We start from the raw sequence: 23,729 nt of genomic DNA on the forward strand, positions 1-23,729 counted from the left end.
ATCCCAGCAGGCCCTGCGCATCTGCTCCGCACAACAGAACGGCGAGCCCCTTCCCAGGGCTCGCCGTTCTGCTGTGCATCGGTCGTGCGGGCCGGCTCAGCCTGCCTGGCGGGAGCGGCGGCGTGCGGCCAGCTCGTCCTGGAGCGCGAGTGCCGCATCGTCAGCAGGGTTGACACCCGGCAGGCTCAGCAGGTCGTTCTCCACCTCGCGCCAGACCCGGCCCACGGCGATGCCGAACACGCCCTGGCCGCCCTGGACCAGGTCGAAGATGTCCTCGGCGGAGGTGCACTCGTAGACGGAGGCGCCATCGCTCATCAGGGTGATGCCGGCGAGATCGTCGATCCCGCGCTCGCGCAGAGCGCTGACGGCGACGCGGATCTGCTGGAGGGAGACGCCGGTGTCGAGCAGGCGCTTGACGACCTTCAGCACGAGGATGTCGCGGAAGCCGTAGAGGCGCTGGCTGCCGGAGCCGTGGGCGGCGCGGACGCCCGGTTCCACGAGCCCGGTGCGCGCCCAGTAGTCGAGCTGACGGTAGGTGATGCCCGCGGCCTTGCACGCGGCGGGGCCGCGATATCCGAGCTCACCCGGCGTATCCACGATGTCGTCGAAGAGCACGCCCTGGGCTGGCTCTGCGGGGACGGTGGACTGCTCAGTGCGATCATCGCCAGTGGCGTTCACGGGTACCTCCGGGTTCAGGCTCTCCGAGGGGGAAGGGTGAGAGCACCTGCTCAGAGTAGCGCGAAGTGCCCGTCGGTCGACAGCAACGCGCCGCCCGAAGGTCACGGAGAGGTGACGGCCCTCTCCCGGTCAGCGATCCCGGAGTGCGGTCCGCAGCACCGCGCCGTGCACGGTGATCATCGATTCGCCCAGGTCGCGTGCGAAGTTCTCGGCTTCCCCGCGTGCGGCGGAGTCGCCGGCGCGGGAGCGCGGGCTGGCGACCGAACGGATCATGTGCGCCTGCCTCTCCGCGGCGGTGCGCAGCATCACCAGGTGGCGTGGATGCAGGCCCTGCTCGGCCAGGTCCCGAGCTGCGCCGACGAGCTCCAGCTCGGTGGAACCGTAGAAGAGGGCACCATCGCCGAGCAGCCCGTACTGCTCGAGCTCTGCGAGGAAGGCCTCATCGACCGAGGCCTCACGGGCGAGGCCCCGCCGGTCCAGACGCACCGCCTGGAGCGAGGCGGTGGGGCCGGGGCGGGAGGCGATCGACGTGACCTCGGAGTCGACCCCGTGCTCGAGTAGGTGCTCCTTGATGACCTTGAGCGGCCAGAAGCGGTCCCGCTGGGCGCGCAGCACGAAGCGGAGACGGTCCACGTCCTCGCGGCTGTACTTGCGATAGCCCGTGCCGCTGCGCTCCGGGGAGATCAGGCCCTCGGACTCCAGGTAGTGCAGCTTCGAGTGCGCGAGGTCCGGGAACTCATCGCGCAGCATCTCGAGCACCTGCCCGATGCTCAGGCGCGCTGCAGCGGGAGAGCTCGGCCTGCGCGCGGCGGAGGCCGGCATCAGGTCAGGCCGTCCCGTGGAACAGGTGGTAGGTCAAGCGGTACTTGCCGATCTGGACTTCCTGACCGGCGTGGAGGCGAGCCTCGTCGACCCGGTCCTTGCCCACATAGGTTCCGTTGAGCGAGCCGAGATCCCGGACCAGGAAGCCATCGCCGTCACGCACGAAGGCGGCGTGCTTTCGCGAGACCGTCACGTCATCGAGGAAGATCTCGCTCTTGGGATGGCGTCCCGCGATGGTGGTCTCGGAGTCGAGCAGGAAGCGGGCGCCGAGGTTCGGGCCCTTCTGCACGATCAGCAGCGCACTGCGCGGGGGCAGGTTCTCGATCGCCCGGCGATCCTGGGACGAGAGACCGGGCTCGGTCTCCTCCAGGGGATCGTTGGGCGAGATCGCACTCAGCTTCGACGTGTGATCGAGATTCTCGTCGTTCCACTCGGTGTTCCCTGACACCTCGCACCCCTTCCTGGCCTGCAACGGACCCTGCGCAATGGCGCACAGGATTCGGCTCCACCATCTTTGCATGCGAATCGCCCTGTGGGGGACCTTCCAGGCGTGGTGACGTCAAGAATTGACGATCACTTGACCACCTGGGAGTGTTCGGGGTCCTTCAGCGGGACGGTGGCCTCCACCCGGACCCCGTCGTCGGCGGTGGCCGCGAGGGTCCCGCCGTCCCCGGCGACCGAGTCCGCGGCCCCGCCCGGGATCCGCAGCGCGGGCTCCATCACGGAGGGGTCACCGATCGCTCGGATCTCATAGGGCGCCTCGATCTCCGTGCCGTCCACCCGCAGGGAGCCCGTCGGGGTCGTGGTGACGGAGCTCGAGGCGATCACCCGGACATCCTCGATCTGGATCACCTCCGCCCCTGCGTTGCGCAGCTCCTGGATCACTCCCAGGAGAGTGGACGCGCGCAGCTCGCCGTTCGGGTCGTCGATCGAGACCACGACTCCCCGACCCTCGGCCGGGGCGGTCCCCGCGAGGATCTCGAGGTCCTCGAGGCGCTCCTCGGCGGCGTTCTGTGCGGCGACGTCGTCCTCCTGGCCGGAGCGCAGGGCCTCCAGGGTGCGATCGAGCTCCGCGTTCTCGACCTCGAGATCAGAGGCATGCCGCCCTGACTCGTCCAGCAGCCGCACCAGCTCCTGCTGGCTCGCGCCCTCGAGGGAGTCATCGCCCTGGCGCACCTGAGCGGCGATCGAGAGCCCGAGCAGGAGGCACAGCAGCCCCACGATCAGCTGGGAGAGGTTCGCCTGCGGGCGGAGGATGTCACCCAGCCGTCGCCAGACCAGCTTCTGCTGCGCCGGGGAGTCGGGCCTGCGGGTGCCGTCGCTCATGACCGGAACAGCAGGCGTCTGATCGCCGCCGCATTCGAGAAGATGCGGATCCCGAGCACCACGATCACGGCGGTGGAGAGCTGCGAGCCGACTCCGAGCTGATCGCCGAGGAACACCAAGAATGCTGCGATCAGCACGTTGAACAGGAACGAGGTGATGAAGACGTGGGAATCGAAGGCGCCGTCGAGGCTCGCTCGCAGACCGCCGGCGAGGGTGTCCAGGGCCGCCACCACCGCGATCGGGAGATACGGCTGGAGCACAGCGGGGACATCCGGCTGGACGATCACCCCGAGCACGATGCCCAGCACCAGTCCGAGAATGGCGATCATGGGGTTTCCTCCTCGGCGCCGCTGCCGGCGGTCGATGGCTGGGTCGAGCTGGGGGTCGGCGGGGTGTCCGGGGCACCTTGCGTCTCGTCGTCGAGCACCGAGGCTTCCCGGAGGGTGCCCACGGCGCGCGCCGGCACGGTGAGCTCCTCGCCGTCCTCCCAGGACATGCGGATGCCGTAGCGGGTCGAGATCTCGGTGAGGTAGTCGCCGGTCTCAGCCTTGAGCACGCTGGTGCGCAGCTGCTCGGAGCTGCCGAGCGCCGTGATCCTGTACGGCGGGGACAGGGGGCGGAAGTCGACCAGGACCGCGGAGCCCGCGGTCCGGATCGCGGTGGTGGCGGTGATGCGCTGGCCGTTGATGGCCACGGCCTCCGCGCCGGCGGCCCACAGCCCGTTCACGGCGATCTGCAGGTCCCCATCGGTCACGCGGTTCACGGTGCCGGCGCCGCCGCCGGGGCTCGACGGCAGCGGGGCGGAGTCTTCGAGCTCCAGGACCGTTCCCGGCCCGCTCAGCGCCACCCCTCCCCCGGCCCGCTCATAGCTGACCAGCTGGTCCGAGGCCCCGGCGTCGGTGCTGTCGAGGATGACGCCCTGGGCGTCGGCGATCTGGCCCTCGAGCTCGGCCTGGCGCTGCTCCAGCTGCTCGGCCTCGGTGCGGGTCTCGAGCACCTCCTGTTCCAGCAGGTCGCGCGGGCTGTCCTGCGCCCCGGCCTCGTGGCGCAGATCGAGCACGGAGACGGCGACCGCGAAGCCCAGCGCCAAGGCCAGCAGCAGGGTCACCCCCCGCATGATGCGGTTGTCGGGAGGTGCGGCCTCGGCGGCCGGATGCTCGTCCTTCCGCAGCGTGTCCACGCCGTACGGGTCCGCAGTGAGTGCGCGCAGCAGCGAGGTCGGCGAGTACGGCGTCTCGCCGTGCGGGGTCTCGTGCTCGCGTTCGCGCATGTCAGCAGTGTAGGAGCGGCAGCAGTGCGGAGCCGTCAGACCCGCGGGACATCCAGCTGCTCACCGAGCAGGGCCGAGAAGTCCGTGCGGCCGGCATCTGGCGTCTCGGGCGCGCTCGCCTGGACCAGGTATCTGCTCACGGTGGCGGAGAAAGGTCCCTTCCGCACCTGTGCCTGGAGGTGTTCGAGCATGTCCCGGTAGCCGTCGACATCGAAGTCCTCCGGGGCATCCCAGGGGGCCCGGCGCAGGTAGCGCAGGAAGGTCGGCACATCGTCGAACTCGAAGTGGCCGTGGAAGGTGTCTGCACGGTCCACGCGCAGGCCGGCTCTGGTGAGTGCGTGGACCGTGCTCTCGAGAGTCTCCTCTTCCTTCGGATCATCCATGCCGAACAGCTCGCGGATCTCGTGGCCGTCGTCTCGGCCCACCTGCTGGGTGAGGAAGGTGCCGCCGGGGCGGAGCAGCCGGGCGACGTCCGTCGCGTCGAAGGCTCCATGACGGTTCAGCACCAGTCCGAAGGCGGCGTCGGCGAAGGGCAGGCGCGATCCGGCGGCTTCCGGGTCGTGCTCGTGGACCTCGATGCCCAGCGGCGTCAGGCGCTCCCGGGCGGCAGGCAGGTGGGAGGCCCGTCCCTCGGTCGCGGTCGTCCCCTCCGGCAGCACATCCGCGAGGGAGGCGAGCACCTCTCCCCTGCCGGTGCCCAGGTCCAGCACCCGGTCCGCCATCGGGGCGAGGTTCTCCACCAGGGTGCGCCACCGCCACGGCGGCTCCGTCTCCCGAAAGCCGGCGAGGGCGGAGACGTCCCACCCCGTCGGCTGCTCCGCGAGGGCCTCTCGCCAGCGCTGCAACTGCTGCTCGTCGGTCATCATCGATCCTCCTGCGCGTCGGGTCCCGCTGGGTGGATGGTCTCGGCCATGGCGGGGGCACGGCCTGCGCCCACTATCGCATCCGCGTCCTCGCGGGCGGGTACGGCGCAGGTGCCGCAGGTCACGCACCGTCCGATTGGCTCCTAGGGCCCTGCTCGGGGTACTGTGATCCTCGGTCCTCCGGTGACGGAGGATCACGCAGGATCTCGGGCTGTGGCGCAGCTTGGTAGCGCACTTGACTGGGGGTCAAGGGGTCGCAGGTTCAAATCCTGTCAGCCCGACCGAGAGAGGCCGCTGACCAGTGACAACACTGGTCGGCGGCCTTCTTCATGTCCGCCCCCTTCGCCCGTGGCTGTCATTTGGCTGTCATGCCGTTCGGAGGCTGTCTGCCTGGCTGTCGCTCGGGCGAGCTCGCGGTCGCGGGCGGCGTCCATGGCGTCGGCGACCTCGTCGAGGCGGTCGGGCCACAGGTGGCCGTACACGTCGAGGGTCATCGAGGCATCGCGGTGACCCAGCATGGTCCGCACGACCTGGACGTCGGCCCCGGCGGCGATAGCTGAGGACGCGGCGGTGTGCCGGAGCTTGTGCGGGGTGAGGCCTCGCCCGGCGAGGCCGGCGTCGCTCGCGGCGTAGACGAACACGCGGTTGCGCCAGTTCCCATCGTTGACCGCTCCCCCGCGGGCGGCTCGAAACACGAACGCGTCAACGGGCTGGTCCTCGAGCAGGGGGCCGAGCGCGTCGACGACGGCTCGGGTGAGCGGGACGGCGCGGCGCTCGTGGTTCTTCGGCGTGTCGAGGACCCGGTTGCTGTCGGCGTCGATGGTCCACGTCTGCCGGACGTGAGCCCGGCGCGCGGCGAGGTCGACGTCACCGACTCGGAGCGCGGTCGCCTCGCCAATCCGAACGCCCGCGTAGGCGAGGAACAAGACCAACGCCCGGTCGGTGCGCGCGCCGGTGACCCCCTCGGCCGCGGTGGCGAGCGCTTCGACCTCGGCGTGATTGAGGAACACCATCTCCTGGTGCTCGGGCCGCGGCCGCTTCACCTTGTGCGCGGCGTTCGAGCCGACGCGCCCGGTATCGACCGCCCACTCGAGCACGGCGCTCGTGAGCGTGGTCAGGTGCTTGATCGAGTTCGCGGCGAGTGGGCCACGCTGGACCTGGCGGACCGTTTCACCGGTGCCACGCTTGACATACTCGGCGGGCGCGCGCCCGGCGGCGAGGTCGGCGACCCATGCGGCGACCTCCTCGCGGGTGATGGTGCCGACTCGGCGGTGACCCCACTGGGGTAGGACGTAGGTGCGAGCGTCGCGCCGGTAGCGGGCGAGGGTCGCGCCCTTGAGGTCGACCCGGGCGGCGAGCCAGGTGTCCCACAGCGCCCCGAACGTGACCTGCCCCGCATTCGGGTCGCGGTAGGTGCCGTCCCGGGTCGTGGTGCCGACATGCTCGGCGTAGTTCTGGGCGTCGACCTTCCGGGTGAACGCCTTGGTGCGGCGGCGGCGGGTGAGTGTGCCGCCGGGGCCGGGCTCCTCGGCCCACCAGAACACCTGCCAGCGTGAGCCCTTGCCGTGGCGGGCGGTGGGCTTGCCGTCCTTGCCCTTCCAGCGGTCGTCAATCCATGCGCGGGCCATTGTCAGGCCTCCTGTTCGATGACGGCCTCGCCGACGTGCGGGTGGTCTGCGGGTGCCCCGAAGTGCTCGGCCAGGGCTTCGCCGACTTCGGCGGGCGGATTCCTGATGGGGCGGGGCTTTGGGAACGGCTCGGGATAGGTGCCGCCGTTCCGGGCTCGCGCAATGATTCGCGTGACCGTGGCTGTGGGTATCTCAAGAGCGCGCACGACGGTGTCTCGCGGTGGTAGTCCCGCGAACGATGCGAGGGCGTGGACCATCACCACGAGCCCGTCTCGGGTCGCCTTGTCGGCGGCTGCCCGCTTGCGGAGGTCGTCGAGCATCTGTCCGTCGATCGGCCACCAGAAAGTGCCACCGTCGGGGGCGACCATGACGAGCGCCTGGGCGGTGGCTCTGAGGACTTCCTCGATCGGCGTGAGCCGGAACGCGGCGTAGTCGATGACCCCGTCGCGGCGGCTGAGCGTGACGCTGGGGCATCTGTAGCCCTCAGGGGTCGCGACGACCTCGAGGGCGAGGTCTATCCCCCGCCAGTTGGCGACGCCAAGCCGAAGCGCGAGCGGCCCGTAAATGTTCGGGGCGAGCTCAGCTAGGTCATGGTTTGACCAGGTCACCTGCCAATTGTCGATCGGTTCGTCCGCCCACCAGGGGCGTCTATTGGGAGTAGACATAGCGTCCACTTTAGCACTACTGAGCCGTGCACGGTTGCGTCTGGATCATCCCCGGCCTACGATTCCTGAATGACGCATTAATAGTTGCGTCCGGATCACTTAGGGAGTGGAGCAGATGAACAAGACGCGAGGGCACCTGACCCCGACGGACCTGTCGGAGCGCTTCGGCGTTCCCCTGAAGACCCTGGCAGCGTGGCGCTATCAGGGCACTGGCCCGGCCTTCATGAAGCTCGGCGGCGCGGTGCGTTACCGGCTCGAGGACGTCGAGGCGTACGAGACGGAGAACATGGTCGGGGCCGACCGATGAGCGCGGCCCAGATCCCCCATCGCTGCGGCGCTGAGTGCATCACCGACACCATGGACGGCTCCGCGATCCATTCGGACCTCGTCGGGACCGTCGAGGGCGTCGAGGTGCGCGCCGCTCACGCCGGCGCGGAGCCGCGTGTGCTTATCGACGCCGGCGGGCTGGTCGACATCGACCGGTGCGACGCCGTCCGCCTTGCCGTCAAGATTCTCACCGCCGCCGCCAGGTTCGAGAGCCCCGGCGCGCGATGAGCGGCGCGGGTCGCGCTGAAGGGGCGCGGTGGTGCGGATGAGCGGCGAGCTGGTGCGCGAGGTCCTCAGCCTCGCGCCGCGTGACCTAACACCCGCACAACTGCTTGTCCTCGTGGTGATAGCAGAGAGGTCCCAGACGCGAGCACGGGTCATCGGCGGGCGGCATATACCGGCGCGTGAGTGCTTCCCGGAGCGTGCGGACATGCTGCGCGATTGCCGCATGACGGAGGACAACCTGTCGAAGACATTGCAGCGCCTCGCACGGGGCGGGCTCGAGGTGCGTGTTCCGCTCGGCACGGACAAAATCGGCCGGCCGTTCTACGCGCGCTCCGGGCACCGGACCACGTACCGGCTGCCGAACTTCTCTGCCAGGGCGGACCAGGGTCCGGCCTCGGGTGATGGTTCGGCGACCAGCGACCGGAACGAAGCGACGCCAGGGCGGACCAACGTCCGGGCTGAGGGTGGACCGAGGTCCGGGCAGAGCAGGACCACTGTCCGCCCTGAGACCGGACCAGGGTCCGGCCCTAAACGGAACGTAACCGGAACAGAACCGGAACGGGAACCAGATTCCGATCGCTGGCGCGATCGGGGCCAACGCGGAGCGTTGGCCGCGGCGATCCCGGCGGATGAGCGCTTGGAAGTCGACGTCGAAGCCCTCGTCGATTTGGTCGCCGATCGCATGCACGGGTTCGAGGGCGTCGAGGAGTCCACAGCCCGCGGGATGCTCACGAGCGGCTCCCCCGTCCCGCTCGTCGTGAACACGATCGGCAAGGGCCGGCGCGGCGGCGAGGTCATCGAAGGGGAGCTTGCCACGGTGCCGCTGGCTGTTCCCTCGGAAGCAATGCGGCGGATGCAAGAGCAGGCAGGAGTTTGAGCATGACAACTCGAGCAGGACGGCCCCAGGTGCGGGCCTACGAGTGGCGGGACGGTGAGAGTCGAACGCCGGGCGCGATGGTCAAGATTCCGGTGACAGGCCGGAACTTCTGGATCCGCGGAACAGACCTCGCTCATGTCGCGGACCAGCTGCGTGCGGTCCACGAGCAGATCGAGGGCGAGAGCCAGCGATGAGCGAGCGCAGACTGCCGGCGCGGGACGACGACCGGACCTCCCTCGGGCTCGTGCCGGTGATCGTCGAGGACATGCACGACTGCGAGGACGGGTGGCGGCTGCGGGCCGCTCCCCTGCTCCGTATGCAAGCCCCATCTGGTGAGTCGGGTCGATCCGGTGACGGGTCTCGCGGGCTGGCGGATGGATCGATCGATGTTGCCGGCAAGGGGCCGGCGCGAGGGAAGGAGGAGGGCGTGATTAAGCGGGACGGGGTCGGGCTCAAGCATCGAGCAGGACGAGTGAAGGGAACACGAGGATGAACGACCGGAAACTTGGGCAGGACGAGCGCGGGCTGCTGACTGGCAGGGAGGTCGCCTTTGCGGCGCGTGACGCTGCCGGGTACCTCGAGGCGCTGTGGGTCGGGGACAAGGAGCGGGCTGGGTTGATCTGGGCCGGCGCGGATGAGCGTGAGCATGAAGCGATCGCGGGAGCGTTGGCGTCGATCGCGTTGACGGCGCTCCGTGCCCCCGAGAGCACGCCGCCGGGCCGGTTCGTAGGAATCGTTCAGGCGATGCTCGCGGACGGGGTTAACGAGATCGACGGGGCCGGCTGGTGAGCGGCTGGGCAGAAGCCCGCCCCGAGAACAGCGGGGGCGGGCTGGGGCCGGGTGAGGTGCCTGAGGGCACGCCGGGCGCGGTACCGATCCGGTTCGAGGTCGACGTGCTCGGGCGGCGCGTGCCGGTGGCGTGGACGGTACCGGCGGCGGGTGCCCGGGATTACTGGGACGCGCGGCGAACCGGTCCGAACCTGCTCGAACAGCCGTTCGAATAGCGGTAGTCTGTTCCTGTCGGTGCACGTAACGGCGAGGCGACCCGGGTTGGGCGCAAGTCGGAGGCGAGGCGCGGGACACGGAACAACCGGGACGACCGCCATGGGGGCGGTGTCCTCGGAGCGCATCAGGCGCGACCCTTGAGGGGTCGACGCGGCGCTCCCTCTCATTCCGGCCGCGCTCGCGACGTGATCGCGGCCCTCACACCACGAAGGGTGCAACCGATGAATCTCAAGAAGCAGCGGGCCGACGCGCTCGCCGAAGCGCAGGCGGTCGCCGATCAGGCGAAGGCCGCGGGCCGTGACCTCACAGCGAACGAGTCCGCGCTGATCGACGCGAAGATCAACGAGGTGCAGGAGCTCGACAAGAAGCTCGCCCGCGCGGCGAAGTCGATGGACGGCATCGACCGGCTCGCCGGCGTCGGCAAGTACGCGCCGAAGGACGCGAACGGGCTGCCCGGCCTCGACGACGACGGCACGGAGTGGCCGGCGCTGGATCAGTCCACGCCGACCGTGTTCTCGGCGAAGGCCGGTGGCGAGATGGTCGCCCGCCGGCTCATGACCGCGCATGGTCCCGGCGGGGTCAAGGCGTTGCCGACCGGGACCGCGCAGACGATCCCGGTCGTGATCGACGCGGACCCGGTGTCACAGGGTGGGCGGTTCGACACGATCCTCGACATCATCCCCGCGGTGACGACCCTCGCCCCGGCGTGGACGTACCGGCGCGCGACCGGCCGAACCCTGGCCGCGCAGATCGTCGGCACAGGCGAGATCAAGCCCACCTCCCAGCTCGAGTTCGAGGACATCACCAACCGGCTCGGCGTCATCGCGACCGTCGCCGGGCCGATCAGCGAACAGACCCTCCAGGACTACCCGGCGCTCGTCCGGTTCCTCCAGGGCGAACTGCTGCTCGACATCCGGCTCCGGCTCGAGGATGAGGTGTTCTCCGGCGACGGGTCGGACATCATCGCGGCCGACACCCCGGGCAAGGTCGTGGGAGCACACTTCCAGGGCCTGCTCAACACCACCGGGGTGCTCCAGCAGGAGTTCACCGGGGACGGGCTCGGGTCCCTCGCCGTCGCCGCGACACGGCTCGAGTCCGACGGGTTCACCGTCTCCGGCATCGCGATCCACCCGGACGACTGGGTGGCGCTCGCGACGACTCGGAACACCTCCGGGGCGTTCGACCTCAACGGCCCGGTCGACGCTGCGGCCCGCACCATCTGGGGTCACCCTGTGCGGCTCACGCGAGGCCTGCCCGCTGGGACGGCGATGGTAGTCACTGCCGGGTCCGCGGCGATTCGCCCCCACGTTCACGGCATGGACGTCCGCGCCGTCACTATCAACGACGACGCGATCCGCAACCAGGTGCGCATCCGCGCGGAGGGACGGTTCGCCTTCGACTGCTACCGGCCCTCCGGGTTCTGCGCGGTGAGCCTGACCGATACGACCACCGTCTGACCGGCGGTGCCCTGACCGGGCGGGCCCTCGCGTCCGCCCTTGGCCCCGCCGCTCCCTTCCGGGTGCGGGGCCTGCACGGCCCTCAGGACTGCGAGCCTGGGGGCTGTGCTCATGCCCGGAGGCGCTGTGCGGCCTGTAGACGGGCGAGACCGGGTGCAGCCTGGCCGGACGTCGATGACTCGCCGTCAGGCTCTTCCTGGCACCGCCGCGCGTCGCTGGCCGGCTCTCTCCCACTTGGGCGGGGTAGGGGGGTCGGAATCTCGGCGACCCGGGGTGCCCGAGTGAGGTTGCGGGTAGGCATCTCTCTCTCCGACGGGGTACCTGGGGGTCGCGCGCGCGGGCGCGCGCACGGTGTGGTGTCTACTGCGGGTCGACGGTCCTTCGCGACCAACGATCTTCCACTTTCCCGCTGTTGTATCGCCTCCAGCCGCGCTGGCGAACGTCGTTAAATTCGACCCATGCGGGCATTATCGCCGCCTGTCGCGTTGACTTTGTGACGTGCTCCCCGGGCATGAGCACGTCCCAATGTCCGACGCCCACATTCACTCGCGTACCGTCCTTAGATCTGACCTCGTCGCGGCTGCTGGGGTCGTACCGATGCATCGACTCGGTGAAAGTCCAGACCTGATAGATCGGTTCAGCTGATCCATTCAACAGGTGCAGAACAATCGGAGAGCCTTGAGCATCCGATTCGTTCCATATTGCAACTCGGCGGACTTCTGTAAGCGTCTCCTCCGTGGCCCGGGCTCGTTCTCGCTCGGCCTGACGCGTAAGTTCGGCATCGAGCTCTGACTGGGCCTTCTTGCGATCTTTGCGCTCGACCAGAAACAGTAGACCGGGCACCACGGCCGCGGCTATGGTCCCCACCGCCGTGGCGACTGTCCAGGCATCTGTCATGGCCGAATCATATGGTGTGGAACGCGGCGGCCACTCGGGATGGACGGTCGGGCATACTTCGGCGATGGACACCAACACCATCCTCGCGACCGGGCTTGTCGCGATTCTCTCGGCGCTCGTAGGCGCTCTGGTCCCCGGCCTGCTGGGCGTCTGGGCGGACTCCCGCGCGCGCACGGCGGCGCGTCACGAGGTGATTTCCGATCTAGCCGGCGAACTACTCGAGGGTTGCGAGCGGTACCTCGCAGCGGATAAGGATTTCCCGGTCATGAACTCACTTGCGGTGATTGCGGAGGGTTTCAGTGCGCCTCGGTCGGATGCGAGCCGGCGTCGGGATGACGAACGAGCGCGGTTGATGTCGCTCGCGGTGAGGATCAGCGCGCGACATCGGAAGGCCGGGCAGTCCGCCCTGAAACTTGTCGACGCGGTGCTGATTCAAGACGATTGGAACGCCGCAAGTGCGAAGTTCATCGATGACGTGAGCGGTATCATCCGCGGAGCCTGACGACGCCTCCGAGAAGCCGGCGAAGGGTCGTTGGGGGCGTCGTGGTGGTGCCAGGCGCGTGTCACGATCCGGCGAACGTCGGCAGGGGCAACGCCGGCGCGGGCGAGGTTGCCGGCGGCGATCGTGCCGCGCAAGTAGGCGAGGGGGCGTCGTTGAGGATCGCGACCAGTGCGCCGAGCTCGAGCTCCGCGGCGCAGGCCGGGATGGTCGAGCCGTCGATGATCTCTCGCGGGTCGATGTCGTCGAGGAGGGCGGCGGATGCTGGTGCCGTAGCGGTGTCGTGGGAATTTTCCGCCTCGCTGGGGAGGCTGAGCACCTGGGACTCGCAGCCATTGATCTGGTCGGCGACGTTGGGAAGGGCGGCGGTGAGTTCGCGGGCAGACGGCGGGGCATACTTCGCTCATGGAGCTGTTCCTTGCCTTGCTCGTCTTCGCATTCATCATGTTGCTTGTTCTCGCGGGCTTCGTCTGGCTCGTGTCAGGTCCTGAGCGATCGGATGCCGGCGCGGACTCGCCTCGATCTGATCCCGCGCCGGGACAGAATCGCGCCGCGCCCCGGCGTGCCAGCCCTCCGCCGTCTTCGAAGTCACGGAAGTACTTGAGCGAAGAGGAAGCTGCTTACTACCTGGTCCGAGATAGCGAGGGGCGGCTGCCGGTTCGGGTTGCAGGCGGGTTCTTCGTGCATGACGGGACTCGAAAGCAGGTGCCGCCGGGGAGTCGCCCGCTGACCCGCGCGGGGATGCGGAGCTTCCGGGTTCGAGGATCGTCCTACTACCCAGACGACTGCCTGGCTGCGGATACCTCGCCGGGGAAGCGTGCGCGGTTCAAGCGGGAGCCCGGGAACGAGTACGACCCGAACGCTGTCGCGGTTCTCGCGCTCGACGCTGACGGCAAGGCGCGGCGGGTCGGTTACGTGAACAAGGGCTACGCGCGGGCGCTCTCGAGGCGGCTCGAAGCGGGCGAGTCCATCAACGCGCGGTTCATGCGCGGCGCGCCCGCGGGCGTCGAGGACCAGGGGATCGCTGTCGTCGAGGCGACGGCGGACGACATGCGCCGGCTGTTCCGCCGGTAAGCATGGCGACGCCCCCGAGAACCGTGGTCCGCGGAGGCGTCGGGGGTGGCTGTCTGGCTGTCATTTGGCTGTCATGGCACCAGAATCGGACCGGTCTAATCGCTATCGGTCGGGAACCTTCGCCTGCCCTGTTCGTTCAGGTCATAGGCTCTATTCGGACCGTTTGGGACGCTTCGCGTTCTGTCCAGATTCGGCCCGGTTGGGTCAAGGGGTCGCAGGTTCAAATCCTGTCATCCCGACAAATGCCCTGGTGAGAACAAGTTTCTCGCCAGGGCGTTGTCTTTTTTAGCGGCGATGTGACCGCTAGAGTCGCGCCGGCTGGAGACCGCACGAGCCTCGAGTCACCATCACGACGGCGATCGACCTTCGAGTGCCGCACCCGGACCAGGGGCACGCGGGGTGAGCACAGAACGGGGCCGGCTGGTGGCCAAGGCCAAAGTCTCCCCCCATGTTCTCTCTTCGCCGCGACTCAAGACCAGGCAGGCAGTCTCGCCCGTCGCAAAGCTGCCCTTCCCGTCGGAGCTCCCACGCGAGAAGGAACTGCGGCCATGTCGGCGCGGCCACTCTCGGCTGTCGGGGCATCGATAGCGCCGCCCTCACGGGTCATCCACTGGGTCACCTCCCACGTACGCCTCGAAGTGCCCCTGCACCTCGGCTACCCGTCGGGGCGCTCTGGACCCACGTCGCGGCGGGAAGCCATCCCGCTGCACCGAAACGCATATTTGGCCGTCCGGGCACCATCTGCGGAGTGCTCAAGTTCTCTGCGTCAGGCTCCTCCAGCTGATTACTGAAGAGGTGTCCGGCCCTCTGTTGATGAATTTTGTATGACGCGTGAACTCAACGTGGCTCTTCCCAGATGAGGGTGTAGGTCGGCCGGGAGCGTCGGTCCGCAGATAGACGTCGAGGTCTCCCGACGATGGAGGTTCCTACGCCATCCGTCCGAAAGACCTCGACGTGTCCGACGCTACCCCGCCGGCCGGCTTCGGCCGCCCTGACCTGACCGCCTTCGCGTCTCATCCCAGTCGACCCTGATCGGGTCTGCTGACCCCCTCGACGAGAACGCAGCGACATCACAGCCACCCAACCCCGACCGGCCGGGAAGCCGGGGCACGTCACATGGCCTGTGCTGCTGGCGTGTCGAGTGGGTCATCCAGGGGCGACGCAGGAGCGTCGACGCGACGTGCTGAGAGGTGGTTCCAACCGGGCGCTAGGACACCGGCTACAGGCATGGCGATAGGTCAGGAACGGCGTCGCTCCCTGCGCAGGAGGGAGCGCAGAGTCTCGGCGTTCGCGTAGCCGACCCGTAGCGCGATCTCGGCGGAGGTGAAGTCCGTGGTTGCTGAGAGGTGCCGAGCTCGTTCGATGCGAAGCCGTTGGACGAAGCCGAGCGGAGTGAGGTTGAGCGCCGCACGGACTCGTCGTTCGAGGGTGCGCCGGCTGGTGCCGAGCGACTGCGCGACGAAGGCGACGTTGAACGGTTCGTCCAGGCGGGCGCGCACGAAGCGTTCGAACTCGACGACGATCGGGTCCTCGTGCCGGAGATGTTCGTAGGCGACGAAGGCCGCCTGCGACGGACGCTCGTCGATGATGAGGAGCTTGGCGACATGTTGGGCCAGGTCGGGGCTGATCGATCGCACGAGTGAGAGCGCGAGGTCGATGTGGGCGAACGCGGCGCCGGCGGTGACGAGGTTCCCGTCGACCACGACCATGGTGTCGAGATCGAGGGCGACGGTCGGATAGCGCTTCAGGAACTCCGGCCCCAGGAACCAGCTGGTCGTCGCCCGCCGATGATGCATCCGTCCGGTCTCGGCGACGGCGAACACGCCGGTGCACGCCGCGGCGATCCGGGTGGTCGCGTCGTCGAGGCGCCCGAGCGAGGCGATGACCGAACGAGCATCTCGGCTCTGGAGGGCGTCGTTGGTAGCGGCGGCCGTGAGGGTTCCAAGCGCAGGGACGACGACCACGTCGAACTCTCCGGACTCCGACAGCGGGTGGTCAACCGACAGGGTCATCGATGCCGTCGTGGTCACTCGCCGTTTCGGTCCGAGGATGGCGAGTTCGATCGGGTCGATCCGCGGGTCGATATCGCCGCGGGCTCCGTCGGCCACCCGCACGATGTCGATGATCGACGCGACAGCCGAACCGAAGCAGCCGTCGATCGCGATCAGTCCGATACGCATGACGTAAACAATAGCAATACTGTCGTATACGCCACTCCCCATCGGCCCTCGCTCGTCATACGCTGAACTCGTCCCACGAAGAACCCCGACGTCAAGGAGAGTCCCTCATGTCCACACCCGCATCACTTCCGTATGCCTTCGTCGCCAAGATCGTCGCGGCCGATGGACAGCACGACGCGGTCGCCGATCTGCTCGCCGGCGCTGTCGCACTCGCCAACGAAGAAGTGGGAACGATTGTCTGGTTCGCGGTCAGGACCCACGCCGACACCTTCTGGATCTTCGATGCATTCCCCGACGAGGCCGCTCGCGACGCCCACGCCAACGGCGCCATCGTCGCAGCCCTGATGGCCAACCAGCACCTCCTCGGCGCAGCACCCGAGATCCTGGCGGCCGACGTCCTCGCGTCCAAGCTCCCGTAGTCCGCCAACGCACGAGACGATCGCGCCCCGCCGAGCCGTCGCCAGGTCGCGACGCAACGCCACGCTGCGTTGCCGAGCGGTGCGAGGCCTATCGGCACACGGACAGGATGCCGGCCGCGAGCGCTCAGCCGGCGAGGGGTCCGTCGCAGAGGAGAGCGACGTCGGTGTCGGGCAGAGCCGTGAGGGGTCTTCTCAGATGACGGTGTAGGTCGGCCGGGAGCGTCGGTCCGCAGATAGACGTCGAGGTCTCCCGACGATGGAGGTTCCTACGCCATCCGTCCGAAAGACCTCGACGTGTCCGACGCTACCCCGCCGGCCGGCTTCGGCCGCCCTGACCTGACCGCCTTCGCTCGACTCGACGGCCTCGGTCTGAGCGTGACCGGACAACGACTTGAACCGGATCGTGCGGTCCTCGCGTGCCGCATGGTGGAACCAGATCAGTGGTGCCGACGGTGCGGCAGCGAAGGCGCTGCTCGTGACACCGTGATCCGGCGGTTGGCCCACGAGCCGCTGGGCTGGCGACCGACCGTGCTGGAAGTTGTAGTGCGCCGCTACCGCTGTGCCGACTGCGGACACGTGTGGCGCCAAGACACCAGCGCCGCGGCGGAGCCACGCGCGAAGCTCTCGCGCACCGGGCTGCGGTGGGCGCTGGAAGGGATCGTGGTCGCACACCTCACCGTCGCACGTGTCGCCGAGGGACTCGGGGTCGCGTGGGACACCGCCAACAACGCGGTCCTGGCTGAAGGCAAGCGGCTGCTGATCAACGACCCCACGCGGTTCGAGGGCGTGAAGGTCATTGGCGTCGATGAGCACGTCTGGCGCCACACCAGGCGTGGCGACAAGTACGTCACCGTGATCATCGACCTCACCCCGGTCCGCGATGGCGCCGGCCCAGCAAGGCTGCTGGACATGGTCGAGGGCCGGTCGAAGGCGGCGTTCAAGACCTGGCTCGCCGACCGCGACGACGCCTTCCGTGACGCGGTCGAGGTGGTCGCGATGGACGGCTTCACCGGGTTCAAGACCGCCGCTGCAGAGGAGATCCCGGACGCGGTCACGGTGATGGATCCCTTCCACGTCGTGCGCCTGGCCGGTGACGCCCTCGACAGGTGCCGGCGCCGGGTCCAACTCGCGATCCACGGGCACCGTGGGTTCAGGGACGACCCGCTCTACAAGTCGCGGCGCACGCTGCACACCGGCGCGGACCTGCTCACCGACAAGCAGAGCGACAGGCTACGCGCGCTGTTCGTTGATGACGCTCACGTCGAGGTCGAGGCGACCTGGGGTGTCTACCAGCGCATGATCGCCGCCTATCGCCACGAGGACCGGCAACGTGGCCGCGAGCTCATGGAGAAGCTGATCACCGACCTCAGCGCCGGCGTCCCCAAGGTGCTCACCGAGCTCACCACCCTGGGCCGGACCCTGAAGAAGCGAGCCGCTGACGTGCTCGCCTACTTCGAACGACCCGGCACCAGCAACGGGCCGACCGAGGCGCTCAACGGACGGCTCGAACACCTGCGCGGCTCCGCACTCGGGTTCCGCAACCTGACCAACTACATCGCCCGAAGCCTGCTCGAGACCGGCGGCTTCAGACCCCAACTCCTACACCCCCGATTGGGATGAGCCATCAAACGGTGCGCTAGGGCTCGATCCCGTTCGCATCAACCGCTCGATGCAGGACACGGGATGGTCAGTTCCGGGTCCGTCGAGAGGTTCGCCTGGCACCATGAGGACGTGAACTCACCATCCGCGGATCCCGATCTCGTCCCCGAACTGCTCGTCAGCAATACACAGGCGAGCATCGCGTTCTGGTGCGGTCTCTGCGGGTTCCAGATCAAGTATCAGCGTCCCGAAGAGGGCTTCGCCTACATCACGCGTGGGAGCGCGCACCTCATGCTCGAGCAACACGGCGTGGGCCGGAATTGGATCACGGCGCCGCTGGAGCCTCCACTCGGGCGAGGGATCAACTTCCAGATCAGCGTGGAGAGCCTCGATCCGATTCTCACTGCCCTGGACGACGCGGGCCACCCGCCGTTCATGACACCCGAGGAGAAGTGGTACCGCATCCGCGACCGTGAAGAAGCCGGCGTCCGACAGTTCCTGGTCGTGGATCCCGACGGCTACCTCATCCGGTTCCAGGCGTCACTCGGCCACCGTCATTCCCCGACTTGAGGCGAGTCCAGCTAACTGACGACGCTCACGAGTCGTCGCGGCCGGCCTCATTCTCGATGCCCGGGGCGGCGTCGCTCGCCCGACTGCACGGAGCGCGCGGACTTATCAATGTCGCGAATGCCTGGGGCAATGCCATGGCTCCATGCCTCCTTGGGCAAGTCTTGGAGTGCGGGGTGTCGGATCACCACTGAGGCACCGATGGGGAACTCCTCCTCGTCGCGCTGGTTTCGGTATTCCTCCACGTTTCCCTCTGCGCTCAGGAGCTCCAATCGGCGAGCCCAAGGCGCAGCTTCAGACCGGACCACCGGAACTTCATCCGCAAGGAACGCAGGGTCGAAAGTCGGGGCGCCGGATAAGTCCGGGTCGGTCCCGTCCGGACCGTCTTGACCTGGTCCGTCGCGGCCCGGACTGCCCTGATTTGATTCGCCCCCCAAACCAGTCCCACTCGGGCTACCGCCGCCTGGACCGATCCCCCTCGGGCCACCGCCCTGGGGACCCGCGGGTATGCCCGCCGAGCCGCACCCTCGATGCGCGAGATGCTCCAAAGGGAAGTGAACACTCTTCAGATCCGGCGCCCGCGGCGCGGAGGCCGTCGCCAGCAAAATCGCGTCGAGCACCAGGCTCACGCCCCCGGGAGTGCCGTCGAACAGGCTCCATCCTTTCGCCGTCATCGTCGTATGGTTGTGCAGCTGCAGGTGGTTGGCTCCGCTACATGCGCCGAAGGCGCTGCAGTGGAAGTCTCCAAATGACACTGGAGCCTTCTTCTTCGTGAAGGGCTGGCAGAGCCCGTTGAACAGAAGCATTCCTGGAATTCGGTGTCCGTGGGTGGCCGCCCACGCCACCATATTGGCCGTCTGCTGTTGCTTCCATTCGTCGTAACGCGAGGCCACTCGCTGCCTCGGGTACAGCCGTTTGGCCTGTAGAAGCAGATCCAACCACCGTCCAGGTGCGATCTCCACGTTCAGTTCGAGGTCTGCGCCGCTCGGCGCAGTGTGCTGCCCCGGGATGGATTGGGTGTACTTTCCCTCGAGGTTCCGGGAGTGAAGCACTGCGGTGACGCCGAGGCGCTTTCCCAGCAGCGCCAGGCGGCGGACGAGATTGATCGTGGAAATCTCCTCGTCCATCGGGGTGGGCGTCGCTGCAAGGTTCACGCCTCGAGTTTTCACGAGCTCATCCATCGTGACGATGTCCTTCATCGCGTGGAAAGACACGTCCCAGAGGAGTTCGTGCAGGGACAGGGCCGGGGGCACTCCGAAGTGATCCGTGTAGGTCATGCGTGCATCTTTGCAGGGCAACCGCCATCCACGGGCGGCATTCGTACCTGACCCGCGGCAGTCGGCCGGAACCGTCAGATGTCGCGCTGATCCTCGATGTCCGCGGTGGCGCGGTAGTCCTCGTCGGTGAGTGCTGCGGTGAAGATGTCGGGGTCGATGATCTCGTGCGGGACGGGACGTCCGTCTTCGACTGCGGAGGCGTAGGAGAGCCAGCCGTACATCATCGACAGCGGAAAGGCGTCGTCGTTGCCGCAGTAGCTGCGCCGGCGCCACAGCGCCCACAGGACGATCGATTGGGCGATGTCGGCGGTGATGGCGTCGCGGCGGGACTCAGTCCCTTTGCGGAGCTCGGTGAGGGTGAATTGGCCGTCTTCGCTGCTAGCGGCACAGGCAGCCATGACCCGGGCTGCGCCGGGCGGCATGGGGTCGGCGATGGCGATGAGGTTGATGTCCAGCAGCAGCCGTTCGCGGTCCCATTCGTCTTCGTCGTCGGGCACGAAGGTGACGTCGTTGCCGTCGCGGAAGGTGCCGAAGCCCGGATGCGGGGTTCGCCACGGGTCTGAGGGCGGGAGGGTGTCCAGGATCGTGGCGGTCACGCCGGTGGCCCAGGCGATGGTGAAGGCGGGGGTGCGGCGGGTCCATTCGCGGAAGCGGCGGTCGATGTCGACGCGGGTCGTCATGGGCACGAGGGGGTCGTGCGCGGCGGCGGCCCATTGGGCGAATGTGCGCCGGCGCGAGGTTGCTTCCTCGCGTGTGATCTCCATGATTCCGCCCGTCGTTCGCTCGAACTGCATCAGGTCATCGTTCCATGTCTGCCTGCAGGAACGAAGTCTCGTGCACTTGATTCGGTGCACCGTGGCATATAACCAGTATGAGCAACTCACTCGCAGTCATCGGACTGCCCCACGTGCGAGAAGCGCTGGAGAGCTTCGGATTCGAGGTCGTTTCCGGCGACGGGTTCCCCGAGGTCTCTCGGCGCATCCGCGAGGCGGCGGCCACTTCGTCGCTTCCGGTCCTGGTCGAGGATCACAAGCAGATCGGGCTCGAGCAGCTGATCTCCCGCCTGCCCGAGACAGCTCCGGTGGTGATCGTGCGCGGGGCGGACCCGATCCTTGGAGAGACGCGTAGTTCGATCCCGATGGCGTCGAGCCTGGGCGACTATCTCGGTGCGCTCGGGTTCCAGGATCTTGACCCGATGCTGCAGGGCGTCCGCGTCGAGGCCGACGGCACGATCCCCCAGCCCCTACCCGAAACGCTCCCAGCCCGGGAGCACCGTGTCGACTCAACCACGACTGAGCCCGACTCGTCTGATCGGGCGCCTGCCGAGCCTGTCGAGGACTGGCTGGACGATGAGGGCGACGATGCCGCGCATCCGGCACCGTCCCTCGCAGAGCCTGCGCCCGTCACCGAACGCGCCGCGGCGCAGTCGGCGCTGACGGACTGGCTCGAGGATTCCAACGATGATTCCGAGCCCGCGGCAGCGCTGTCGGGCGGCTCGGAAGCGGAGGATGAGGAGGAGTTCGACGGGTTCCACTCCCCCACCTCGCACAAAGGCTCGCGCAGTGCCCGGGTCGAGCCGTTACCGGATGAGAGCGTGCCGGTTTTTCCGGGCAGGCGTCGGATCGCCCTGCCGACCTTCGCCGCCGGCACCGACTCAGCGCCGATCTCCGATCCGGATCGGCAGCTCGATCTCCTGGACGAGGAGCTGTTCGACGGCCTCACGGACAGCCTCGAGGGGCCAGCCGTCGAGGGCGAGGTCGATGCCGATACCGCGCTGGATGACGTCACCAAGGCCAGTGCCACCAGACGCAGTCGGCGCAGCACCGCCCCCGCCGAAGTGATCGCCTGCTTTTCCGGGAAGGGCGGGGAGGGCAAGTCCACCCTCGCGCTGGCATTTGCACAGGCGGCCGCCGAGATTGGCGGCAAGTCGGTGTGCCTGATCGACGCGAACCGTGCCCAGGGCGATCTCGGCCTTTACCTGCGGATACGGACCACGGACCTCCCTTCGATCTACGACGCCGTCATGATCGGAGACATCGCCTCGGCGATCCTCTCCCCCGAGCAGTTGAACCAGGCACGGCAAGGCCGCGGCGATCACCTCGCGTTCTCGTTCGTCCAGGCGCCCCGACCGGTCAAGGGCAGCGAAGATATCTCTGCGGAGATCGCTACGGTCACGGCCGAGCACTACACCGAGGTCCTACAGATCGCACGGGCCCGGTTCGACCTGGTCATCATCGACACCCAGATCACCGAAGGCCTGGACACGACCGGCGTGATCGACCGGGTCATTGCGCCGCTGCTGGCGCGCGGGGGCTACGGGGTCGGGATTTGCGAGCTCACCACGCCGGGGGTGGAGAACCTGCTGGTGGCGATGGAGTCGCTTCGTCAGCACGGCGCCGAGGCGACGCGGATGATGTCGATCGCGAACAAGGTCCGGCCGTCGATCACCGACTACGGCAAGCTGCCGCTGCTGCTGGGCAGGGACTCGTCGTGGAAGGGCGCGATCCACTATGACGACCGCATCTACGACGACCTCGTCGCCCGGCGCATCCCCTACGCGGTCCCGACCCTCTACGGCGTTGTCATGGATGTGCTTCTCTCCGTCACCGGCGATCCGGAGTTCGACCTACGAGACACGGGAACGGTGCGACTTGGATTGCCGTGGTGGAAGAGGTGGCTGCGACGATGAACTGGGCTACTTCCGAGCAGCTGTGCACGCTCCTGGACCAGATGATCTGGGCGCGCTGCGCCACCGAACAGGCGCGACCGCGGCGCCGGGTGCGGCTGCACGCCTTGCCGCCGACCATGTGGATCCGCCCCGCCCGAGGCGTCGGCGGCCACAAAGCCGCTCGATCCGGCACTATGCCCGCCACCATCGACTGGCACCACGGGGCTCTGCACGCCGCCGACCCCGCCACGGGGCGCCCCGTCTCGGCAGGATGGAGCGTGGACGCCGCCGGCACACACCTGGCCGGCGCCATCGACCTCACCGAAGGACACACCGATCTCGGGCGCCCCACGGGCACGATGTGGCCCGCGCACCGTGCACCCGTGCTGTCCGCGTATCAGGCGACGCGGCTGCTCGATGAGTTCATCGAGCGCGGTGAGCTCGCACGGTGGACGATGCTCGCGCACCTGGAGCAGTTCGCCCAGGAGTGCGTCCATCAGGTTGCGGCGTCGATCTGCCGGGAGATCACCGGCATCGAGGATCACGAGACCGCGGTGCGGCTGCTTGATGATCAGCAGCTCGACCTCGTCGTCACCCACGTGCTCTACGGCTCTGCCGGCCCGGACAGCCGCATTCTGCGTTCCCTGGACCGTTGCCTGGACCCGGCAACCACTCGGAACGTCGACCCGATCCGGTATCTCACCACCCAGATCCGCCGGGACCTCGGCGACCAGGTCCGCGTCGCCATCGGCGATCCCCAGGTCGGCCCTCGAGTCCGTCGCGTCGCCCGCTCACTCGGCACCGGCGCCGGCCTCGAGCAGATCATCGACCGCTACAACGACCTCCACCCCACTGACCGGGTGTCCACCACCCGCGCCATCCGAGCATTGACCGTCGCCCCGTCGCTCGAATCCACCGCCGTTCGCAACATCGTGGAGGCCAGTGATGTCTGAGCACCCCACCGACGAGATCGACATGACGCTACTCATCAGCCAGCGACGCGTCGCCAACGCAGCGCGCGGCGAACTCCTGCAGCTGATCACGGACGGCACGATCACCCCGTGGGAGGCGATCATCGCCGCCGCGGCGTCTGGCGAGAAGCCGCTGCTGCGCCTGCGCCTGGAGCAGATCATCACCGCCGGCCCGGGGATCGGCGCCGCACGCGCCCGCGCCGTCATCGTCCAGGTGCTGCACATCCTCGAGGCCACCGAGTCCCGCACCGCGAACGGGCACGTCACCCTCGCCTACATCCTCGACGAGCAGGCCCGCGGACGGCGCCTGCTGGCGGTGCTGGATGCATTCATTTCCCATGGCCTGATCCAGCGGGCCCAGGACCTCACCGTCTGGCCGGGATTCCCCTTCGCCGCGCCGTGGAGCAGCTGCAGTCAGCTCTGAACGACCATGGT

28 protein-coding genes and 1 tRNA gene are annotated in these 23,729 nt (G+C 68.2%); 15 read left to right on the forward strand and 14 right to left on the reverse strand.

Annotated elements, in window-relative coordinates:
• Window positions 1-96 precede the first annotated feature (96 nt).
• The 7 genes from Q0937_RS10305 to Q0937_RS10335 all read right to left on the reverse strand — a co-directional run bounded on the left by Q0937_RS10305 (window position 97) and on the right by Q0937_RS10335 (window position 4,962).
• Complete coding sequence (locus Q0937_RS10305; RefSeq protein WP_299303270.1) at window positions 97-678, reverse strand: MerR family transcriptional regulator; 582 nt, start codon at window positions 676-678, stop codon at window positions 97-99.
• Between the two features lie 129 nt (window positions 679-807).
• On the reverse strand, window positions 808-1,500 hold the full coding sequence (locus Q0937_RS10310; protein ID WP_299303272.1) for a MerR family transcriptional regulator: 693 nt from the start codon (window positions 1,498-1,500) through the stop codon (window positions 808-810).
• 4 nt (window positions 1,501-1,504) lie between these two features.
• On the reverse strand, window positions 1,505-1,948 hold the full coding sequence (locus Q0937_RS10315; RefSeq protein WP_299303274.1) for an FHA domain-containing protein: 444 nt from the start codon (window positions 1,946-1,948) through the stop codon (window positions 1,505-1,507).
• A gap of 125 nt (window positions 1,949-2,073) precedes the next feature.
• Window positions 2,074-2,826 (reverse strand): DUF881 domain-containing protein, encoded by a 753-nt coding sequence (locus Q0937_RS10320; protein ID WP_299303276.1) that lies wholly within the window; start codon window positions 2,824-2,826, stop codon window positions 2,074-2,076.
• Window positions 2,823-3,155, reverse strand: coding sequence for a small basic family protein (locus Q0937_RS10325; RefSeq protein WP_299303278.1), 333 nt, complete (start codon window positions 3,153-3,155; stop codon window positions 2,823-2,825). The genes Q0937_RS10320 and Q0937_RS10325 overlap by 4 nt, the downstream gene beginning before the upstream one ends.
• Window positions 3,152-4,096, reverse strand: a complete 945-nt coding sequence (locus Q0937_RS10330; protein ID WP_299303280.1) for a DUF881 domain-containing protein — start codon at window positions 4,094-4,096, stop codon at window positions 3,152-3,154. Before Q0937_RS10330 ends, Q0937_RS10325 begins: the two co-directional genes overlap by 4 nt.
• Before the next feature lie 35 nt (window positions 4,097-4,131).
• Entirely contained in the window at window positions 4,132-4,962 is an 831-nt protein-coding gene (locus Q0937_RS10335) for a class I SAM-dependent methyltransferase (protein ID WP_299303282.1), read from the reverse strand.
• Between the two features lie 204 nt (window positions 4,963-5,166).
• Here Q0937_RS10335 and Q0937_RS10340 point away from each other — a divergent pair.
• Window positions 5,167-5,240, forward strand: a tRNA-Pro gene (locus Q0937_RS10340).
• Here the strand turns inward: Q0937_RS10340 and Q0937_RS10345 are convergent.
• The gene (locus tag Q0937_RS10345) at window positions 5,232-6,587 is read right to left on the reverse strand and encodes a site-specific integrase (RefSeq protein ID WP_299303284.1); all 1,356 of its coding nucleotides are present in this window, start codon (window positions 6,585-6,587) and stop codon (window positions 5,232-5,234) included. The genes Q0937_RS10340 and Q0937_RS10345 overlap by 9 nt on opposite strands.
• Window positions 6,588-6,589: 2 nt before the next feature.
• The gene (locus tag Q0937_RS10350; RefSeq protein WP_299303286.1) at window positions 6,590-7,195 is read right to left on the reverse strand and encodes a hypothetical protein; all 606 of its coding nucleotides are present in this window, start codon (window positions 7,193-7,195) and stop codon (window positions 6,590-6,592) included.
• 172 nt (window positions 7,196-7,367) lie between these two features.
• Between Q0937_RS10350 and Q0937_RS10355 the strand changes: the two genes are divergently transcribed.
• The 6 genes from Q0937_RS10355 to Q0937_RS10380 all read left to right on the forward strand — a co-directional run bounded on the left by Q0937_RS10355 (window position 7,368) and on the right by Q0937_RS10380 (window position 11,143).
• A complete protein-coding gene (locus Q0937_RS10355; protein WP_299303287.1) occupies window positions 7,368-7,559 on the forward strand; it encodes a helix-turn-helix domain-containing protein in 192 nt (63 codons plus the stop codon).
• Window positions 7,556-7,807 carry a hypothetical protein gene (locus tag Q0937_RS10360; protein ID WP_299303289.1) on the forward strand — a complete coding sequence of 84 codons (252 nt, stop codon included), beginning with the start codon at window positions 7,556-7,558 and terminating at the stop codon, window positions 7,805-7,807. The genes Q0937_RS10355 and Q0937_RS10360 overlap by 4 nt, the downstream gene beginning before the upstream one ends.
• Window positions 7,808-7,844: 37 nt before the next feature.
• Window positions 7,845-8,681, forward strand: coding sequence for a hypothetical protein (locus Q0937_RS10365; RefSeq protein ID WP_299303291.1), 837 nt, complete (start codon window positions 7,845-7,847; stop codon window positions 8,679-8,681).
• A gap of 2 nt (window positions 8,682-8,683) precedes the next feature.
• Window positions 8,684-8,875, forward strand: coding sequence for a hypothetical protein (locus tag Q0937_RS10370; RefSeq protein ID WP_299303293.1), 192 nt, complete (start codon window positions 8,684-8,686; stop codon window positions 8,873-8,875).
• A gap of 295 nt (window positions 8,876-9,170) precedes the next feature.
• Window positions 9,171-9,470 (forward strand): hypothetical protein, encoded by a 300-nt coding sequence (locus Q0937_RS10375; RefSeq protein WP_299303295.1) that lies wholly within the window; start codon window positions 9,171-9,173, stop codon window positions 9,468-9,470.
• 437 nt (window positions 9,471-9,907) lie between these two features.
• Complete coding sequence (locus Q0937_RS10380) at window positions 9,908-11,143, forward strand: phage major capsid protein (RefSeq protein ID WP_299303297.1); 1,236 nt, start codon at window positions 9,908-9,910, stop codon at window positions 11,141-11,143.
• A 360-nt stretch (window positions 11,144-11,503) separates the two neighbouring features.
• Here Q0937_RS10380 and Q0937_RS10385 read toward each other — a convergent pair whose 3' ends face one another.
• Window positions 11,504-12,112, reverse strand: a complete 609-nt coding sequence (locus tag Q0937_RS10385; RefSeq protein ID WP_299303299.1) for a hypothetical protein — start codon at window positions 12,110-12,112, stop codon at window positions 11,504-11,506.
• Between Q0937_RS10385 and Q0937_RS10390 the strand changes: the two genes are divergently transcribed.
• Complete coding sequence (locus Q0937_RS10390) at window positions 12,105-12,542, forward strand: hypothetical protein (RefSeq protein WP_299303301.1); 438 nt, start codon at window positions 12,105-12,107, stop codon at window positions 12,540-12,542. The two genes, Q0937_RS10385 and Q0937_RS10390, sit on opposite strands and share 8 nt — an antisense overlap.
• A 61-nt stretch (window positions 12,543-12,603) precedes the next feature.
• On the opposite strand, the gene Q0937_RS10395 is transcribed toward Q0937_RS10390, so the two are convergent.
• The gene (locus Q0937_RS10395; protein WP_299303303.1) at window positions 12,604-12,858 is read right to left on the reverse strand and encodes a hypothetical protein; all 255 of its coding nucleotides are present in this window, start codon (window positions 12,856-12,858) and stop codon (window positions 12,604-12,606) included.
• Between the two features lie 86 nt (window positions 12,859-12,944).
• On the opposite strand from Q0937_RS10395, the gene Q0937_RS10400 reads away from it, so the two are divergent.
• Window positions 12,945-13,613, forward strand: coding sequence for an HIRAN domain-containing protein (locus Q0937_RS10400; protein WP_299303305.1), 669 nt, complete (start codon window positions 12,945-12,947; stop codon window positions 13,611-13,613).
• Window positions 13,614-14,851: 1,238 nt separating this feature from the next.
• Here the strand turns inward: Q0937_RS10400 and Q0937_RS10405 are convergent.
• Entirely contained in the window at window positions 14,852-15,793 is a 942-nt protein-coding gene (locus tag Q0937_RS10405) for a GlxA family transcriptional regulator (protein WP_299303306.1), read from the reverse strand.
• 107 nt (window positions 15,794-15,900) lie between these two features.
• Here Q0937_RS10405 and Q0937_RS10410 point away from each other — a divergent pair, with 107 nt between their 5' ends.
• The 3 genes from Q0937_RS10410 (at window position 15,901) to Q0937_RS10420 (ending at window position 18,381) form a co-directional block, all read left to right on the forward strand.
• Window positions 15,901-16,212, forward strand: a complete 312-nt coding sequence (locus Q0937_RS10410; RefSeq protein WP_033107114.1) for a putative quinol monooxygenase — start codon at window positions 15,901-15,903, stop codon at window positions 16,210-16,212.
• Between the two features lie 294 nt (window positions 16,213-16,506).
• Window positions 16,507-17,832, forward strand: coding sequence for an ISL3-like element ISPfr2 family transposase (locus Q0937_RS10415; protein WP_299303308.1), 1,326 nt, complete (start codon window positions 16,507-16,509; stop codon window positions 17,830-17,832).
• A gap of 111 nt (window positions 17,833-17,943) precedes the next feature.
• Entirely contained in the window at window positions 17,944-18,381 is a 438-nt protein-coding gene (locus Q0937_RS10420) for a VOC family protein (RefSeq protein WP_299303310.1), read from the forward strand.
• Between the two features lie 47 nt (window positions 18,382-18,428).
• Here Q0937_RS10420 and Q0937_RS10425 read toward each other — a convergent pair whose 3' ends face one another.
• Together Q0937_RS10425 and Q0937_RS10430 are read right to left on the reverse strand one after the other, a co-directional pair.
• Window positions 18,429-19,655, reverse strand: a complete 1,227-nt coding sequence (locus Q0937_RS10425; protein ID WP_299303312.1) for a hypothetical protein — start codon at window positions 19,653-19,655, stop codon at window positions 18,429-18,431.
• Window positions 19,656-19,729: 74 nt separating this feature from the next.
• A complete protein-coding gene (locus tag Q0937_RS10430) occupies window positions 19,730-20,419 on the reverse strand; it encodes a hypothetical protein (RefSeq protein WP_299303314.1) in 690 nt (229 codons plus the stop codon).
• Window positions 20,420-20,526: 107 nt separating this feature from the next.
• On the opposite strand from Q0937_RS10430, the gene Q0937_RS10435 reads away from it, so the two are divergent.
• The 3 genes from Q0937_RS10435 to Q0937_RS10445 are packed head-to-tail and all read left to right on the forward strand — an operon-like array spanning window position 20,527 to window position 23,718.
• Entirely contained in the window at window positions 20,527-22,344 is a 1,818-nt protein-coding gene (locus Q0937_RS10435) for an AAA family ATPase (RefSeq protein ID WP_299303316.1), read from the forward strand.
• Complete coding sequence (locus Q0937_RS10440; protein ID WP_299303317.1) at window positions 22,341-23,276, forward strand: hypothetical protein; 936 nt, start codon at window positions 22,341-22,343, stop codon at window positions 23,274-23,276. The genes Q0937_RS10435 and Q0937_RS10440 overlap by 4 nt, the downstream gene beginning before the upstream one ends.
• Window positions 23,269-23,718: a hypothetical protein gene (locus Q0937_RS10445; protein ID WP_299303319.1), complete on the forward strand. Its 450-nt coding sequence runs from the start codon at window positions 23,269-23,271 to the stop codon at window positions 23,716-23,718. Before Q0937_RS10440 ends, Q0937_RS10445 begins: the two co-directional genes overlap by 8 nt.
• Window positions 23,719-23,729 lie beyond the last annotated feature (11 nt).

It is taken from the genome of uncultured Brachybacterium sp., from assembly GCF_947500705.1.
In the GTDB taxonomy this organism is placed as follows: Bacteria; Actinomycetota; Actinomycetes; order Actinomycetales; family Dermabacteraceae; genus Brachybacterium.